Origin of the sequence: Caldicellulosiruptor acetigenus (assembly GCF_026914305.1) — a bacterium.
GTDB lineage: Bacteria > Bacillota > Thermoanaerobacteria > Caldicellulosiruptorales > Caldicellulosiruptoraceae > Caldicellulosiruptor > Caldicellulosiruptor acetigenus.
Genome location: NZ_CP113866.1, coordinates 1,570,901 through 1,586,674, shown reverse-complemented (window position 1 = coordinate 1,586,674; position 15,774 = coordinate 1,570,901). Strand labels below are relative to the sequence as shown.

14 protein-coding genes and 1 pseudogene are annotated in these 15,774 nt (G+C 35.1%); 14 read left to right on the top strand and 1 reads right to left on the bottom strand.

Annotated features, from left to right (window positions below; all coding sequences use genetic code 11):
- Nucleotides 1-10 precede the first annotated feature (10 nt).
- The 14 genes and pseudogenes from fabD (at nucleotide 11) to ftsY (ending at nucleotide 15,025) form a co-directional block, all read left to right on the top strand.
- The gene (gene fabD, locus OTK01_RS07895) at nucleotides 11-922 is read left to right on the top strand and encodes an ACP S-malonyltransferase (protein WP_029229227.1); all 912 of its coding nucleotides are present in this window, start codon (nucleotides 11-13) and stop codon (nucleotides 920-922) included.
- A gap of 41 nt (nucleotides 923-963) precedes the next feature.
- Complete coding sequence (gene fabG, locus OTK01_RS07890) at nucleotides 964-1,710, top strand: 3-oxoacyl-[acyl-carrier-protein] reductase (RefSeq protein WP_029229226.1); 747 nt, start codon at nucleotides 964-966, stop codon at nucleotides 1,708-1,710.
- Between the two features lie 56 nt (nucleotides 1,711-1,766).
- Complete coding sequence (locus tag OTK01_RS07885; protein ID WP_013290663.1) at nucleotides 1,767-2,003, top strand: acyl carrier protein; 237 nt, start codon at nucleotides 1,767-1,769, stop codon at nucleotides 2,001-2,003.
- Between the two features lie 79 nt (nucleotides 2,004-2,082).
- A complete protein-coding gene (gene fabF / locus OTK01_RS07880; protein ID WP_029229225.1) occupies nucleotides 2,083-3,321 on the top strand; it encodes a beta-ketoacyl-ACP synthase II in 1,239 nt (412 codons plus the stop codon).
- A 94-nt stretch (nucleotides 3,322-3,415) separates the two neighbouring features.
- A complete protein-coding gene (rnc, locus tag OTK01_RS07875; protein ID WP_029229224.1) occupies nucleotides 3,416-4,084 on the top strand; it encodes a ribonuclease III in 669 nt (222 codons plus the stop codon).
- Nucleotides 4,081-5,106 carry an elongator complex protein 3 gene (locus OTK01_RS07870; protein WP_013432454.1) on the top strand — a complete coding sequence of 342 codons (1,026 nt, stop codon included), beginning with the start codon at nucleotides 4,081-4,083 and terminating at the stop codon, nucleotides 5,104-5,106. Before rnc ends, OTK01_RS07870 begins: the two co-directional genes overlap by 4 nt.
- Nucleotides 5,107-5,230: 124 nt before the next feature.
- The gene (locus OTK01_RS07865) at nucleotides 5,231-6,049 is read left to right on the top strand and encodes a phosphate ABC transporter substrate-binding protein (protein ID WP_029229223.1); all 819 of its coding nucleotides are present in this window, start codon (nucleotides 5,231-5,233) and stop codon (nucleotides 6,047-6,049) included.
- A 31-nt stretch (nucleotides 6,050-6,080) separates the two neighbouring features.
- Nucleotides 6,081-6,935: a phosphate ABC transporter permease subunit PstC gene (gene pstC / locus OTK01_RS07860; RefSeq protein ID WP_013432456.1), complete on the top strand. Its 855-nt coding sequence runs from the start codon at nucleotides 6,081-6,083 to the stop codon at nucleotides 6,933-6,935.
- Nucleotides 6,932-7,774 carry a phosphate ABC transporter permease PstA gene (pstA, locus tag OTK01_RS07855; RefSeq protein ID WP_029229222.1) on the top strand — a complete coding sequence of 281 codons (843 nt, stop codon included), beginning with the start codon at nucleotides 6,932-6,934 and terminating at the stop codon, nucleotides 7,772-7,774. Before pstC ends, pstA begins: the two co-directional genes overlap by 4 nt.
- Nucleotides 7,775-7,878: 104 nt before the next feature.
- Entirely contained in the window at nucleotides 7,879-8,139 is a 261-nt protein-coding gene (locus tag OTK01_RS07850; protein WP_013290656.1) for a stage V sporulation protein S, read from the top strand.
- Nucleotides 8,140-8,469: 330 nt separating this feature from the next.
- The gene (locus OTK01_RS07845; protein WP_029229278.1) at nucleotides 8,470-10,173 is read left to right on the top strand and encodes an IS1634 family transposase; all 1,704 of its coding nucleotides are present in this window, start codon (nucleotides 8,470-8,472) and stop codon (nucleotides 10,171-10,173) included.
- A gap of 73 nt (nucleotides 10,174-10,246) precedes the next feature.
- Nucleotides 10,247-10,426, top strand: a pseudogene (locus OTK01_RS07840) (stage V sporulation protein S); the annotation flags it as partial.
- 153 nt (nucleotides 10,427-10,579) lie between these two features.
- Complete coding sequence (smc, locus tag OTK01_RS07835; protein WP_029227487.1) at nucleotides 10,580-14,113, top strand: chromosome segregation protein SMC; 3,534 nt, start codon at nucleotides 10,580-10,582, stop codon at nucleotides 14,111-14,113.
- Between the two features lie 6 nt (nucleotides 14,114-14,119).
- A complete protein-coding gene (ftsY, locus tag OTK01_RS07830) occupies nucleotides 14,120-15,025 on the top strand; it encodes a signal recognition particle-docking protein FtsY (protein WP_029227488.1) in 906 nt (301 codons plus the stop codon).
- A 34-nt stretch (nucleotides 15,026-15,059) separates the two neighbouring features.
- On the opposite strand, the gene OTK01_RS07825 is transcribed toward ftsY, so the two are convergent.
- Nucleotides 15,060-15,740 (bottom strand): Crp/Fnr family transcriptional regulator, encoded by a 681-nt coding sequence (locus OTK01_RS07825; protein WP_029227489.1) that lies wholly within the window; start codon nucleotides 15,738-15,740, stop codon nucleotides 15,060-15,062.
- Nucleotides 15,741-15,774: the final 34 nt, after the last annotated feature.

Here is a 15,774-nt window from a genome sequence, read left to right as displayed (position 1 = left end):
TGTATAAAAAGTGGGGAAATTGGCAGTCATGTTCCCTGGTCAAGGTGCGCAGTTTGTTGGCATGGGTTATGATTTTTACCAGAATTTTGACGCTTCTAAAAGAATTTTTGATTTAGCAAATGAAGCTTTGGATTTCGATTTGAAAAACATTGTTTTCAATGGTCCGGAAGAGGAGCTAAAACTTACAAGAATAACTCAGCCTGCGATTCTTACAACCTCAGTTGCAATATATGAAGCTGTTAAAGAAAGACTTGAACCTAAAGCTGTATTTGGTCAGAGCTTAGGAGAGTACTCTGCGCTTGTTGTGTCTGGTTGTATTGATTTTAAAACTGCTGTGTGGCTTGTCTCAAAAAGAGGAGAGTATATGCAAAATGAAGTGCCTGAAGGAGTAGGAGCGATGGCAGCGATTTTAGGCTTGTCAGTAGAAGATATAAAACAAGTCTGTAGAATAGCAAAAGAGAAGGGAGTTGTTGAAATTTCAAACATCAACTCTACTGAACAGACAGTGATTTCCGGAGAAAAACAAGCTGTGTATTTTGCAATGGAGATTGCAAAGCAAAAGGGAGCAAAAAGATGTGTGGAACTTAACGTGTCTGCCCCATTTCACTGCAGCCTTATAAAAGGCGCAGGAGAGAAACTAAAAAAACACTTATTAGAAATTGATATAAAAGAACCTCAAATCCCTGTTGTATCAAATGTTACAGCAGATTATATGAAAAAAGAGGATATAGTAGACCTTTTAGAAAAACAGGTTTATACTACTGTAAACTTTCTTGGATGTGTAAACAGGCTTTTGGAAGATGGGTTTGATACGTTTGTAGAAATAGGACCTGGAACCACTTTGAGCGGTCTTGTAAAGAAAATAAAAAAGGATGTGAAAATTGTAAACATTAACAAGGTTGAAGACATGAATAATCTTTAACTTTGCGTTCATAAGATTCTGTTGTAGGAGGATTTTGAATTATGGAACTTTTGAAAGATAAAGTGGCGCTCATCACGGGTGCATCACGTGGAATTGGAAGAGCAATTGCTTTAAAGTTTGCTCAAAACGGAGCGAATGTAATTATTAACTATTCGTCGAGTCAGTCCCAAGCAGAAGAATTAAAAGAAGAGATAGAGAAAATAGGAACAAAAGCAATGATAATAAAATGTGATGTTTCAAATGCAGATGAGGTAAGTCAGATGTTCTCACAGGTGGAAAAGGAGTTTGGAAGGCTTGATATACTTGTTAACAATGCCGGAATTACAAAAGATGGACTAATTCTTAGAATGAATGAGGAAGACTTTGATAAGGTTATTGCAATAAACCTAAAAGGAGCGTTTTTGTGTGCAAGAGCAGCTGCCAAAATGATGGTAAAACAGCGATCTGGCAATATAATTAATATATCCTCTGTTGTAGGAATTGCGGGCAATATTGGTCAGGCAAATTATGCAGCGTCCAAAGCAGGAATAATAGGTCTTACAAAATCTCTTGCAAAAGAACTTGCGTCCCGAAATATCAGGGTAAATGCAATAGCACCAGGCTTTATTAAAACTGACATGACAGAGGTTTTAAGTGACAAGGTGAAAGAGGTCATGCTTTCTTCCATCCCACTGGGTAGATTTGGCGAGGCTGATGAGGTAGCAAATGTAGCACTTTTCCTTGCATCTAATCTTTCGTCCTATATTACAGGGCAAGTTATTGTTGTTGACGGTGGGATGATTATGTAATAATATTCTTATAGTGAGCGATTATTAAAAATACAAAATTTTTGGAGGTGTTTTTTGTGAATAGCGAAATTTTTGAAAAGGTAAAAAAAATCATAGCAGACAAACTTGACATTGAAGAAGACAAGATAACACCTGAATCTTCTTTCTTGGACGACCTTGGTGCAGACTCACTGGACATTGTTGAGCTTATCATGGAACTTGAAGAAGAGTTTGGCATTGAAATTCCGGATGAGGATGCAGAAAAGATTAGAACAGTTGCAGATGCGGTAAAATATATTGAAGAGCATCAATAAGAAATACTTGCCCCTGCTTTTAAAGTACAAAAGCAGGGGTAAAGTATTCAACTTTTAAGTGTTTAGGAGGTAAACTTGAATGCAAAGAAGAGTTGTAATAACTGGGCTGGGAGTTATATCCTCTTTGGGATTTGATATAGATACATTTTGGAATTCTCTCAAGAGCGGAAAGAATGGGATAAAGGTTGTAGAGAAATTTGACATCTCAAACTTTCCTACAAAGGTTGCGGCAGAGATAGTAGACTTTGACCCTACAAATTACATAGACAAAAAAGAATCGCGAAGAATGGATAGGTTCACACACTTTGCTTTAGCGGCAACAAAACTTGCACTTGAAGATAGCAAACTTGATTTAGAAAACATTGACAAGACAAAAGTTGGAGTGGTAATAGGAAGTGGCATTGGGGGAATTGAGACATTAGAAGAACAGGCAAATATCTTGAGAGAAAAAGGGCCATCGAGGGTAAGTCCGTTCTTTGTTCCAATGATGATAGCAAATATTGCAGCAGGACACATTGCAATAACGTATGGGTTCAAAGGTGTAAATGAGACAATTGTCACAGCATGTGCCTCATCTGCACATGCAATTGGAGAAGCATTTAGAATGATTCAGCGAGAGGACGCTGATGTGATAGTCACTGGCGGGTCTGAGGCAGCAATCACGCCACTTTCGTTTGCAGGTTTTTGTGCTATGAAGGCAATGTCAACAAACCCTGACCCGAATTCAGCCTGCAGACCGTTTGATAAAGACAGGGACGGTTTTGTAATGGGCGAAGGTGGAGCGATTCTCATCTTAGAAGAGCTTGAACATGCCAAAAAGCGAGGAGCTAAAATATATGCAGAGGTTGTGGGATATGGTGCATCAGATGATGCATATCACATTACAGCGCCTGATCCAGAAGGAGAAGGGCCTATGCTTGCAATGCAAAAGGCAATAAAAGATGCAGGAATTGCTCCTGAGAAAATAGATTATATAAACGCTCACGGCACATCCACACCTTACAACGATAAATTTGAAACCCTTGCAATTAAGAAGGTGTTCGGAGAACATGCATATAAACTTTCAATAAGCTCTACAAAGTCCATGACAGGTCACTGGCTTGGCGCTGCAGGTGCAGTGGAAACATTGATAACTGCATTGGCAATATATAACCAGTTTGTTCCACCAACAATTAATTATGCAACCAAAGATGAAGAGTGCGATTTGGATTATACTGTTAATCAGGGTAAAGAAAGGCCTATAGAGTATGCTATGACAAACTCTTTTGGTTTTGGAGGTCACAACGCAGTTCTTGTTTTAAAAAAATACCAAGAATAGAAAAGTAATATGCCCCAATTTTAGAAAAGAAATTGGGGCATTTTGTATTTGTTAACATAAAGAGTTTTGACGAAAGGGGAAAACAGATACTAAAATGGAAGAAATAGAGAAGGCTTTAGGATACAACTTCAAGGATAAAGATTTGTTGAGACTTGCGCTTACTCACAAGTCGGCAACACACAGCAACAAAAACTGCTATGAAAGGTTTGAATTTCTTGGTGATGCAGCTTTAGAACTTGCTGTGAGCAAGTATTTGTTTGTCCACTTTCCTGAGCTTTCTGAAGGTGAACTTACAAATATAAGAGCCGCAGTTGTGTGTAGTCAGACGTTATCTAAGGTTGCAGAAAAGCTGAATCTTAAAAATCATATAATCTTTGGAAAACGAGAAAAAATGGAAAAATTTCAAGAGAATAAATCAATTTTAGCAGATGTACTTGAAGCTATTTTTGGAGCAATTTTTATTGAATCTGGCTTTGATATAGTTGAGAAGATTATTGTTAACCTGCTTAAACCTTACATTCAAAAAGCTGTAGCAGGCAAGCTTTTTTACGATTACAAGACAAAGCTTCAAGAGATTGTACAAAGAGAAGGAAATAAAAAGATTGTGTACAAAGATTGTGAAATAATTGAAAAGAAATATTTCAAGTCAGAGCTTTTCATTGAAGGAAAAAAGGTCTCTGAAGGATACGGAACTTCAAAAAAAGAAGCTCAGCAGGATGCAGCATATAAATTCTTGCTTGAAATGGGGGAGCAAGAGGAGTGAAACATAGGATTTTACCCATATTTATTCCCCAGTATGCCTGTCCTTTTAACTGTATATTTTGCAATCAAAAAACAATATCTGGAGAAAAAGAAGAGGTAAGCTTTGATAGGATAAAAAGGCAGATTGAACAAGGACTGAAAATTAATCCAGATGAGGATGTTGAGCTTGCATATTATGGAGGAAATTTTACTGCCATAGATATAGATTTTCAAAAGAAATTGCTTGAACTTGCTAATAGTTTCGAGAGAATAAAGAGTATTCGGATTTCCACAAGGCCGGACTGTATTGATGAGGAGAGATTAAGATTATTAAAACTTTACAATGTGAAAACAATAGAACTTGGAATCCAAAGCATGTTTGACGATGTTTTAAATGCGTGTGCAAGAGGACACACCGCTCAGCATAGCAAAAATGCAATGGAAATGATAAAGAAGTTTGGGTTTTTACTCGGGGTTCAGGTTATGGTAGGGCTTCCAAAATCAACACCAGAGAAGGATATTGAAACGGCAAAAATATTGACCAGTTTTTCACCGGACATTGCAAGGATTTATCCAACTCTTGTCATAGAGGGTACTTATCTTGCAAAGATGTACCAAAAAGGAGAGTATGAGCCTCTTTCTTTATATGAGGCAGTAGTAAGATGTAGCCAGATAAAATCCATATTTATAGAAAATGGCGTAAATGTTATTAGAATTGGGCTTCAGCCAACAGAAGAGATAAATTACAATGCAAAAGTTTTGGCAGGACCTTTTCATCCTTCGTTTGGCGAGCTTGTAGACTCAGAGATAATATTCAGAAAGGTTGTAGAAAGATTACAAAACCAAAAGTTTTCTAAAATTTTGTTTATGATACATCCTAAGAACTACTCAAAGTTTGTGGGACAGAAAAAAAGCAATATTACAAGGTTTAAACAACTTTTTCCCCATGCTGAAATTAAAGTGTTATGTAGCAGTGAGCAGGTTGACAGGATAAAGATAATTACAGAATCTAATGAGACAGTAGTTGATATTAGTCGACTTTGAGATTATTTAACATAGATTTAACATTCATTTTAATTTGATTTAACATTAGTTGTGTAAAATCGTAATATATCAGAAACATAAGGGTAAAAATAATATGTAAAAAATTAAAATGGGGAGTGGAAGAATGTTCAAAAAATCTTTTGCTTTAGTAGTTGTATTATCTCTTTTGAGTTTACTTCTTTTTGGATGCAAAAATGTGGGAAATGAAGCTAAGAAATCCAAAAATTCGATTACAGTTGCGGGTTCAACCTCTGTTCAGCCATTGGCAGACGATTTGGCCAAGGCGTTTATGGAAAAACACCCAGAGACAAAAATTGAGGTCCAAGGCGGAGGTTCTGGTGTTGGGATAAAATCGGCCAGAGACGGTGTTGCTGATATTGGAACATCTTCGAGAGAGTTAAAACCAGAAGAAAAAGGTCTTCATGAATACAAGATAGCAATTGATGGAATTGCAGTTGTTGTACACCCTTCAAATCCGATTGACAACCTATCAGTTGAACAAATAAGAGATATATATGCAGGCAAAATAAAAAATTGGAAAGATGTTGGTGGCAAGGATGCACAGATTGTTGTTGTAACACGAGAAGAGGGGTCAGGAACACGAGGTGCCTTTGAAGAACTTGTAATGGGAGAAAGCTCAATTTCTGATTCTGCAGTTGTTCAGCCATCAACAGGTGCAGTAAAGCAATCTGTTTCGCAAGACCCTAATGCAATAGGATATATCTCAATGGGTGTGTTAGATTCAAGTGTAAAGGCTGTAAAAATAGAAGGAGTGGAAGCTACAGAGGATAATGTAAAAAACGGCAAGTATAAACTTCAAAGACCATTTTTATTTCTGACAAAGGATGAGCCACAGGGACTTGTAAAAGAGTTTATTGATTTTGCATTGAGCAATGAAGGACAGGCCATTGTAGAAAAGTATCATTATATTAAAGTAAAATAGTATTTTATTGTAATGGGGTGTAAGATTTATTATGCCTAAGAAGAAAAGTGCGATAGAAATTATTTTGTTTGTAGCAGCAGCACTCTCAGTAATATCTGTGTTGCTAATAACAGTTTTCATCTTCAAAGAAGGTTTTGCAATCATAAAGGAATATGGACTTTGGAACTTTATCTTAGGTAAAAAGTGGGCGCCTTTGAGTGGCAAGTTTGGAATTTTCCCGATGATTTTGGGTTCTATTTATGTGACAGTGGGAGCAATTATTATAGGTGTACCAATTGGAATTGCAACAGCAATATTTTTGGGTGAACTTGTAAATGAAAAGATATCAAGGCTTATAAGACCATTTGTTGAGCTGTTGGCAGGAATTCCATCTGTGATCTACGGTTTTTATGGTCTTGTTGTGGTGGTTCCTCTAATAAGGAAATATTTAGGAGGCTCTGGTTTTTCTATTTTGGCATCTTCTATAATTTTAGGAATTATGATTTTACCAACAATTATAAACATCTCAGAAGTTTCAATAAGGTCTGTACCAAGAGAATATAAAGAAGGGTCTTTGGCCCTTGGTGCAACTCACTGGCAAACAATAAAAGGAGTTATTTTGCCCGCTGCAAAGTCTGGAATCATTGCTTCAATAATTCTTGGTATGGGAAGGGCAATTGGCGAGACCATGGCTGTTATTATGGTAGCAGGCAACAGTCCAAAAATACCAAATAACATTTTGGACCAGGTAAGAACCTTAACAGGAAATATAGCAATTGAGATGGGGTATGCGTCTGGTAAACATGCTCAGGCGCTTTTTGCAACAGGCATAGTTCTTTTTGTAATTATTATGATTTTAAACACCATTGCAAATGTAATTGCAAGAAGAGTTGGTGAAGAGAAATGATAAGAAAGAATAAAGTTGTACAGGGTATTGTATTTTCTATAATTGGACTTTTTACGTTAATCACCATGGTAATATTAATTGTTATAGTATTTCACATTATTTCTAATGGACTAAAAGGTATAAGTTTGAGCTTTATTCTTCAGTATCCTGAGGAGATGGGCAAAAGCGGAGGAATATTTCCTGTTATTGTGGGAACTTTGTATGTGACCTTGCTTGCAGTCATAATTGCGGCACCTGTAGGGGTATTAGCAGCAATCTATTTGACTGAATATTCAAAGAAAGGAAAAGTTGTTGAACTTATAAGATTCGGCACAGAAACATTGGCTGGAATACCTTCTATAATTTATGGACTTTTCGGATTTGCATTTTTTGTAATTGCACTTGGATTTAGATGGTCCATTTTATCAGGTGCACTTACACTTTCGATAATGATTCTGCCTACTATTATACGAACTTCAGAAGAGGCTATAAAAACTGTTCCGATGTCTTTTAGGGAAGGGAGCCTTGCACTTGGTGCAACAAAGTGGCAGACAATAGCTAAGGTTGTGATTCCACCTGCAATGCCCGGGATATTGACAGGAGTTATCTTGGGAGTTGGAAGGGCAATAGGTGAGACTGCTGCAGTGCTTTTGACAGCTGGAAGTTCGCTTAATTTCCCCACAAGCATATTTAGTCCAACGCGAACCATGTCTGTGCACCTTTACATTCTTTCTTCAGAAGGACTTTCAAAATTAAATTCATATGCTACTGCGACATTGCTTATTGTAATTGTGTTCATAATAAATACATTTGCAAATTTGATAATTCGAAGATATAACAGAATTTTAGGGAGAGGATAAATTAAAGAAGGAATTTTTAAAATGGTGTAGAATTATATATAGTAGACATTTGGTTTTGTATTTAAATAAAGTCACAACGTCATATTCAGGAGGTATAAAAAAGGATGGAAGTTCTAAAAGTTGCAGCAACTTCAAAACCACAAAAAGTTGCAGGAGCTCTGACTGCAGTTATAAAAGAAAAAAGAGTTGCTGAGCTTCAGGCAGTTGGAGCAGGTGCTGTAAACCAGGCTGTCAAGGCTATTGCAATTGCAAGAGGAAAAGTAGCACCAAATGGTATTGATTTGATTGTAATTCCAGCATTTTCTGAAATTGATATTGACGGTGAAGAAAGGACTGCAATAAAGTTTATTGTTCAAGCAAGGTAAGGAAAATCAATGTTTTTCAAGATATGGCAGGTAGAAAAAACTACCTGCTTTTTTGTTGTTTTAGCAGCATTGTATTTACACAAATGATATAGCACTGTTCAATAATTTTTGCTAAAATAATGATTGTTTTTTCTTGACTTTGTCAGTTAAGAGGTGTTTTTGAGCTAACAAAAAATAACAAAGTCTTAATTTATGCGGGTTTCAAGAAGAGAAAAATAAAAAATTTTAAAAAATGTAGGGACAAATTTTAGCTTAATATATACTGAATTTGCTTGACTTTTTAAATATTTTGTGGTACAATATAACAAACTATCTTCAAGGAGTTGCCATATGTTTGTCAAAATTACTAATGCTGGCGGTTATCAGTATGTTAGGTTAGTCGAAAATTACCGTGAAAATGGTAAAGTAAAGCAAAGAGTACTATTTAACTTTGGTAGACTTGATATTCTCAAAGATGACCCCGCTTTTAAAAACATTGTAAAAAAACTATCTGATATTGTCGCTGAAACAACTACTGAGAATACAAAAGCTGTTACTATTGAATCTGAAGAAGATATTTCGGATGCAGTTGCAAAAAATTGGGGATACATTGTATACAGAAAGTTATGGGAGGAGCTTGAAATTGATAAGTTTTTAAAAGGGAAAGCAGCAAAAGAGAGAAAGATAAAATTTGATGTAAACAAAGTAAGTTTTTTAATGACCATACAGAGATTGATAGAGCCAATGAGCAAACTAAGAACTTATCATCAGAGAAGCAAATATTTTGGATTTGAAGAGGATATAGATTTGAATCAATTGTACAGGTGTTTAGATTTTCTTGACAGTGTAAAAGAAGATTTAGAGACATACCTGTATCAGAGAAATAAAGACTTATTTAAGATGGTAGTTGATGTAGTGTTTTATGATGTGACGACAATATACTTTGAGAGTTGTAGAGCGGATGAACTTAAAAATTTTGGGTTTAGCAAAGACAACAAGGTAAATGAAGTGCAAGTTGTATTAGGGCTTTTGGTGGACAAAGAAGGCAGACCGATAGGGTATGAACTTTTTCCTGGTAATACGATAGATAGCAAGACGATGGTAAAGATACTGAGGAAGCTGAAGGAAAAATTTAGTATAGATAAGATAATAATAGTAGCAGACAAAGGGCTTAACAGCAGAATAAATTTAAAGATGATAAAAGAAGCTGGGTACGACTATATAGTAGCAAGCAGATTAAAGAATGCAAGTAAAGAAATTTTAGATGAAGTTTTTAATGAAGAAGGATATAAAAGACTTGATGGCAAAAGATGTTTGAATGCTGAAGAAATTTATGGTGATGAATTCAAATATAAGGTATTGGAAAGAACAAATATTGTCAAGGATGAAGAGGGTAAAGAGTTCAAAATAGAAGAGAATTTGATAATAACGTATTCAAGCAAGAGAGCCAAGAAAGACAAAGAAGACAGAGAGAGATTGGTAAGAAAAGCCAAAGAGCTTTTAGAGAACAAAGGAAGCATAACAGCCTTAGAGAAGAAAGGTGCAAGGAAATATTTGAAGAAGAAATCAAAATCAGAAGAATATGTGCTGGATGAGGAAGCGATAAAACGAGATGAGAAATTTGACGGATATTATGCAATTCAAACGAGCAAAAAGGATATGGATGTAGAAGAGGTTTTAGGAGCATATCACGATTTATGGAAGATAGAGCAGTCATTCAGAGTAATGAAAAGCTGTTTAGAAGTGCGACCGATATATCACTTTACAGAAAGCAGAATAAAAGGACATTTTGTGATATGTTTTTTGGCATTTTTACTGCAAAGGACATTGGAATATATTTTGAGGAGAAAAGGTAAAGGAATAAGTAGTGAAAGGATAATGGAAGCAATATATTCAATGAACTTTTTTGAAATAGAGATAAAAGGGAAGAAATATTTGATAAAGCAAAGAATTGAGGGAGGAGCTGGAGATATACTGAATGTAATGAAGATAAAGGGTCCAAAAAACTTCATGACATATGAGGAAGGCTTAGAATTTATTGGTATTAGCAAATGATGTAGTGACAAAATTGACGACCAAATTTTGTCAATCCCAGTCCTCCCAAGCTTTTTGAGCTTCAAACTGACAAAGTCAAGAGCTTCAGGCAGTTGGAGCAGGTGCTGTAAACCAGGCTGTCAAGGCTATTGCAATTGCAAGAGGAAAAGTAGCACCAAATGGTATTGATTTGATTGTAATTCCAGCATTTTCTGAAATTGATATTGACGGTGAAGAAAGGACTGCAATAAAGTTTATTGTTCAAGCAAGGTAAGGAAAATCAATGTTTTTCAAGATATGGCAGGTAGAAAAAACTACCTGCTTTTTTGTTGTTTTAGCAGCATTGTATTTACACAAATGATATAGCACTGTTCAATAATTTTTGCTAAAATAATGATTGTTTTTTGAAGTGATGGGGGATATGATAATGTACATAAAATGGCTTGAAATCTATGGTTTTAAATCTTTTTGTGAAAAGACAAGAATTGAATTTCAAAAAGGAATTACAGCTATTGTTGGACCTAATGGATGTGGAAAGAGCAATATTACAGATGCAATAAGGTGGGCTTTGGGCGAGCAAAGTTTAAAAATTTTGCGTGCAGCAAAACAAGAAGACCTTATTTTTGCTGGCACTGAGAAGAGAAAATCTCAGGGTTTTGCTGAGGTTTCTATATGTTTTGACAACTCAAGCGGGGTTCTTCCCATCGATTATCAAGAAGTGGTGATAACAAGAAGGCTTTTTAGGAGTGGAGAGAGTGAGTTTTTTATAAATAAAATTCCTTGCAGATTGAAAGATGTATATGAGCTTTTTCTTGACTCTGGACTTGGAAAAGACGGATATTCTATTATATCCCAAGGTAGAGTTGATGAGATAATAAATGCAAGGCCTGTTGAGAGGTATAGGATTTTTGAAGAAGCGTGTGGGATTACAAAGTATAAGTACAGAAAAGAAGAAACAGAGAGAAAGCTTAAAGCAACAGAGGAGAACATTCAAAGACTTCAGGATGTAATTTTTGAACTTAGCACACAGCTGGAGGAAATTAAGCCTGATGTGCAAAAGGCAAAGACATATCTTCAAATAAATCAAAAACTCCAAAGTTTGAAAAAAGAAAAGTATGTTTATGAGTATAACTTGACAGGCAGAAGATATCATGATTTTCTCACAAAGGAGAAGCAATTAAATGAGGAACTTGAAAAGCTAATACAATTGAGAAGAGAACTTGAAGAAAGTATAAATCAGAACAAATTACAAATGGACCTGCTGACCCAGGAGGTAGAGAAAACAAGACTATCTTATGATGAAATAAAAAGTGAACTTACAGAAAGCACCGCTCGGCTGAAGTTTTTAAAAAAGCAGCTTGAAAGCGAACAGCAACTTAAGGACCATTTGTCAAGGCAGATTTTACAGCTTGAGGAGCAAAAAGAGGATTTAAAAAAGAGCATAGATGAATTGCAAAAGAGTCTTTCTGAAAAAGAAGAAGAGCATAGAAGAGTTTTAGAGGTTCATGCAAAGTTACAAAATCAAATTACAGCTTTAAAAGAAAGCATTATAAAAGTAGAATCAGAAATCCAAAAGAAAGAAGCAGAGTTAATTGAATGCATATCTCAGATAGAAAAGTTTAACCAAAAATTAAATGGAATTTTGCATTTGTCAGGTACTTTAGAAAATAGAAAAGTGAAAATAAATGAGCAGACAAATGCTATTTTAAGCGAATTTGAAAAACTGACCATTGCACGAGATGCAAAAAAATCACAACTAAGGGAGTTAGATGATGAAAGAAAAAAGCTTGTAATTTTACTTGAAGATTTAAACCAGCAGGTATCAAAAAAAGAGGATTATCTTGCCAACATCAAAAATTTAGTAGATGATCTTTCAAAACAGCTGATAAAAAAGCAGGAAAGATTAAGTGTTCTAAAAATGATGGAAGAAAGCTATGAAGGATACAGCAAAACAATTAAGGAAGTTTTCAAACGAGTAAAAAATCTTCCCATTTGCCTGTATGGAACGGTGGGAAGTTTGATATCTGTCAAAAGAGAATATCTAAAAGCTATTGAAACAGCACTGGGCAGTTCTTTGCAACACCTTGTTGTGAAAAATGAAAATGATGCAAAAAGGATAATAGAGATAGCAAAGAATGAGAAGCTTGGCAAGGTCACAATTATTCCTGTTGATACCGTTTCGGTTTTAAGTCAAAAAGAAGATATTAACGCAGATGGTTTTTTGGGATATGCAGATGAATTTGTTGAGACAAATGATGAGGTACAAAAAGTATCAGAATTTTTGCTTGGTCGTACTCTTGTTTTTGATACTATCGACAGAGCTATAGAGTATCAAAAAAAGGTAGGATATAAAGCAAGGTGTGTTACACTTTCGGGAGAGCTAATTTCTCCCGGTGGCGTTTTTGTTGGTGGTGAGAAGAAAGCTGATTTTTCTCTTTTGGAAAGAAAAGTGGAAAAAGAAGAACTGGAACTTGATGTAAAAAACCTTTCATCCAAGCTTGAGGAAATGGATAAATTGATTATAGAAAATACTAAAGTGTTGTATGATCTTAAAACTGCGAAACGAGAAGTGGAAGAAAACTTAAATGATTTATTGTCGAAAATGAGTGAGCTTGAAAGAGAAATTGAGATGTATGATTATAAAATGAAACAGCTTGTCCAAAACAAAGATGCTTTAGAAAACGAAAAGAATTTGATAGATCAACAACTCATAACACTTGAATGCGACATAAAGTCTTCCCAGGAAAACTTAGAAAATCTCAAAAAATCAAAAGAGGAGTTGGAGAAAGAGATTTCAAATCTTAAAACCATTTTGAGTAAACTAAAAGAAGATTATAATCTTTTGGATAGCAAGTTCACAAAGGCGATAGAAGAAAAGAATAAGATTGAAGCAGAGATTTCTATATTAAAACATAAGCTTGAAAGTAAAAGCTATAACATGGTTGAGATAGAGAATCAAAAAATGTACAGGTTTAATGAGAAGGCAAAATGTGAAGAGAATATAAGAGAGCTTGAGGGTCAAATTTTTCAAACTTCTGAAGAGATAGAGGAGAAAAAACAAAAAGCAGAAGAGTTTAAAAATAATTTGCAGCAGCTTGAGAAAGATTACTTTGAACTTTCTGAGCGATACAATTCTGAGCAAAAAGGGTTAAATGAAATTTCAAATAAAATTCAGGAGATAGAAAAAAAACTTGGACAAATTGCTCTTGAAAAGCATGATCTTGAAAACTACATGAAGAATATAAAAGAAAAATATTTTGAGACATTTAATGAAGAAATCCATGCTTCAAATAATGAAGTTTTTTGGACAAAAGAGAAGGAAGATGAGCTTGAAAGGTGCACTCAAGCGCTTTCTGAACTGGGGGAAGTAAAGTTATATTCAATTGATCAGGAGAAAAGACTACAGGAAAGAATGCAATTTTTGCAAAAACAGATTGAAGATTTGCAGAAGACAACAGATGAGTTAAAAAGACTTATTAGTCATCTTGAAAAAAATATGAAAGAGATATTTTTAGAAAACTTTGAAAAGATAAAGAGTTTGTTTTCAGAGATATTTTTTGAACTTTTTGGCGGAGGAAGTTGTGATTTGAAGCTCATAGGTCAGGATGGAGAGCTTGGTGTAGATATTGATGTTAAACCTCCAGGCAAAAAGCTTCAGAATATAAATCTTCTTTCTGGTGGAGAAAAGGCTTTAGTAGCAATTGCACTTTTGTTTGCCTTTTTGACGTTTAAAGGTTCTCTTTTGTGCATATTAGACGAGATAGATTCAAGCTTGGATGAGGCAAATGTTCAAAGGTTTGCCCAGTATATAAAGAATTTGAATAACCAGAGCCAAATCATTTTCGTTACCCATAGGAAACCCACAATGGAGATTGCCGACGTTCTATATGGTGTTACAATGGAAGAACGCGGTGTTTCAAAAGTTTTGTCACTAAACATTGAAAAAATACAGAAAGGATGATAGAAGATGGGATTTTTTGATAGACTTAAAGAAGGTCTTTCGAAGACTAAAAAGAATTTTACTGAAAAAGTCGAAAGCTTATTAAAATCATTCAAGCAAGTAGACGATGAACTTTTTGAAGAGCTTGAAGAGGTTTTGGTACTCTCAGATGTTGGTGTTAAAACATCTCAAAAAATAATAGAAAATCTCAAAGAGAAGGTTAAAAAAGAAAAAATTTCTGCTACTGAAGCTGTGAAAGAGCTTTTAAAAGAAGAGATGCTTAGTATTATTAATCTAGAAAACAAATTAAGTGAAAAGTATCCCCTCATAATCCTGATGGTTGGCGTAAACGGTGTGGGTAAGACAACATCCATAGGCAAAATTGCAAATCTTTTAAAATCAAATGGTAAAAAGGTTTTAATTGCGGCAGCAGACACATTTAGAGCAGCAGCTGCAGAACAGCTTGAGATTTGGGCAAAAAGGGTTGGGTGTGACATTATAAAGCATGTTGAAGGTAGCGATCCGGCAGCTGTTGTGTTCGATGGTATCCAGGCAATGAGGGCAAGAAAGGCTGATGTTTTGATAGTCGACACGGCTGGAAGACTTCATACTAAGAAAAACTTAATTGAGGAACTTAAAAAGATTGACCGGGTGATAAATCAGCAAATGCCAGAAGCAAGCAAGGAGACTTTGCTTGTGATTGATGCAACAACTGGTCAAAATGCGCTGAATCAAGCAAAAGAGTTTAACCAGGCAGTCAATATTTCTGGAATTGTACTTACAAAGCTTGATGGTACAGCAAAAGGCGGCATCATTATTTCCATATGTGATGAGCTCAAGATTCCGGTAAAGTTTGTAGGAGTGGGAGAAAAGATAGATGATCTTCAGTATTTTAATGCAAAAGAATTTGTAGATGCTCTTTTTGAAAATTAATAAAAGTCACAAGGCTGGGTATCTGCCCAGCCTTTTATGCATCTTCGTATAAATACTCCTCTATCTTTTCCAGATCTTTGATCCAGATTTCTTTTCCCCAGAAATCAATTAGCCCTTCTTCTTTCATTTTTATGAGCTCTCTTGAAAGTGAAGGCCTTTGCACATTAAAAATTTTAGCAAGTTCTTGCTTTGTAAAATTGAGTTTTAATTTTGTAGTTTTCTGTTTTTTGTACTCTTCAATTAAAAAATTACAAATCTTTTGTCTCAAAGTAGAAAGCGTATTTTCTTTAAGTTTTGTGTTCAAAAGAAGAATTCTATCTGAAAGAAGATTTAAAAAGTTATATAAAAACTTTTCGTTTTTTTTGCACATCTTAATTATGGCATGCTTTGGAATGAATATAACTTCTGTTTTGGTCTTTGAAACAATTGTCGCAGGAAAGGTGTTTGCCGAAGAAAATATGACAGCTTCACCAAACGTATCGCCTTGTGTCAATGTAGTTATGGTATATTCTTTGCCTGAGACAGAACTTTTCTTCACTTCAATCATTCCGCTGAGTATAAGTCCTATAAAGCTGCATTCGTCACCTTCAAGTACAATCACCTGGTCTTTTTCAAAATCCTTTTTAAGAATATGAAAGGAATCCAATATCTCTTTTATTTCGCTTTGATCCATCATCTTAAACAGCTTGCTTTGACATACTCTTTCAAGATGCATCGATTTTCACCTTCTTTAAAATGCATATAAAACT

Excerpts from the sequence above, each read along its gene's own strand:
- fabG (WP_029229226.1), top strand. The coding sequence starts at position 964 with ATGGAACTTTTGAAAGATAAAGTGGCGCTCATCACGGGTGCATCACGT.
- fabF (WP_029229225.1), top strand. The coding sequence starts at position 2,083 with ATGCAAAGAAGAGTTGTAATAACTGGGCTGGGAGTTATATCCTCTTTG.
- rnc (WP_029229224.1), top strand. The coding sequence starts at position 3,416 with ATGGAAGAAATAGAGAAGGCTTTAGGATACAACTTCAAGGATAAAGAT.
- OTK01_RS07865 (WP_029229223.1), top strand. The coding sequence starts at position 5,231 with ATGTTCAAAAAATCTTTTGCTTTAGTAGTTGTATTATCTCTTTTGAGT.
- pstC (WP_013432456.1), top strand. The coding sequence starts at position 6,081 with ATGCCTAAGAAGAAAAGTGCGATAGAAATTATTTTGTTTGTAGCAGCA.
- pstA (WP_029229222.1), top strand. The coding sequence starts at position 6,932 with ATGATAAGAAAGAATAAAGTTGTACAGGGTATTGTATTTTCTATAATT.
- OTK01_RS07850 (WP_013290656.1), top strand. The coding sequence starts at position 7,879 with ATGGAAGTTCTAAAAGTTGCAGCAACTTCAAAACCACAAAAAGTTGCA.
- OTK01_RS07845 (WP_029229278.1), top strand. The coding sequence starts at position 8,470 with ATGTTTGTCAAAATTACTAATGCTGGCGGTTATCAGTATGTTAGGTTA.
- smc (WP_029227487.1), top strand. The coding sequence starts at position 10,580 with ATGTACATAAAATGGCTTGAAATCTATGGTTTTAAATCTTTTTGTGAA.
- ftsY (WP_029227488.1), top strand. The coding sequence starts at position 14,120 with ATGGGATTTTTTGATAGACTTAAAGAAGGTCTTTCGAAGACTAAAAAG.
- OTK01_RS07825 (WP_029227489.1), bottom strand. The coding sequence starts at position 15,740 with ATGCATCTTGAAAGAGTATGTCAAAGCAAGCTGTTTAAGATGATGGAT.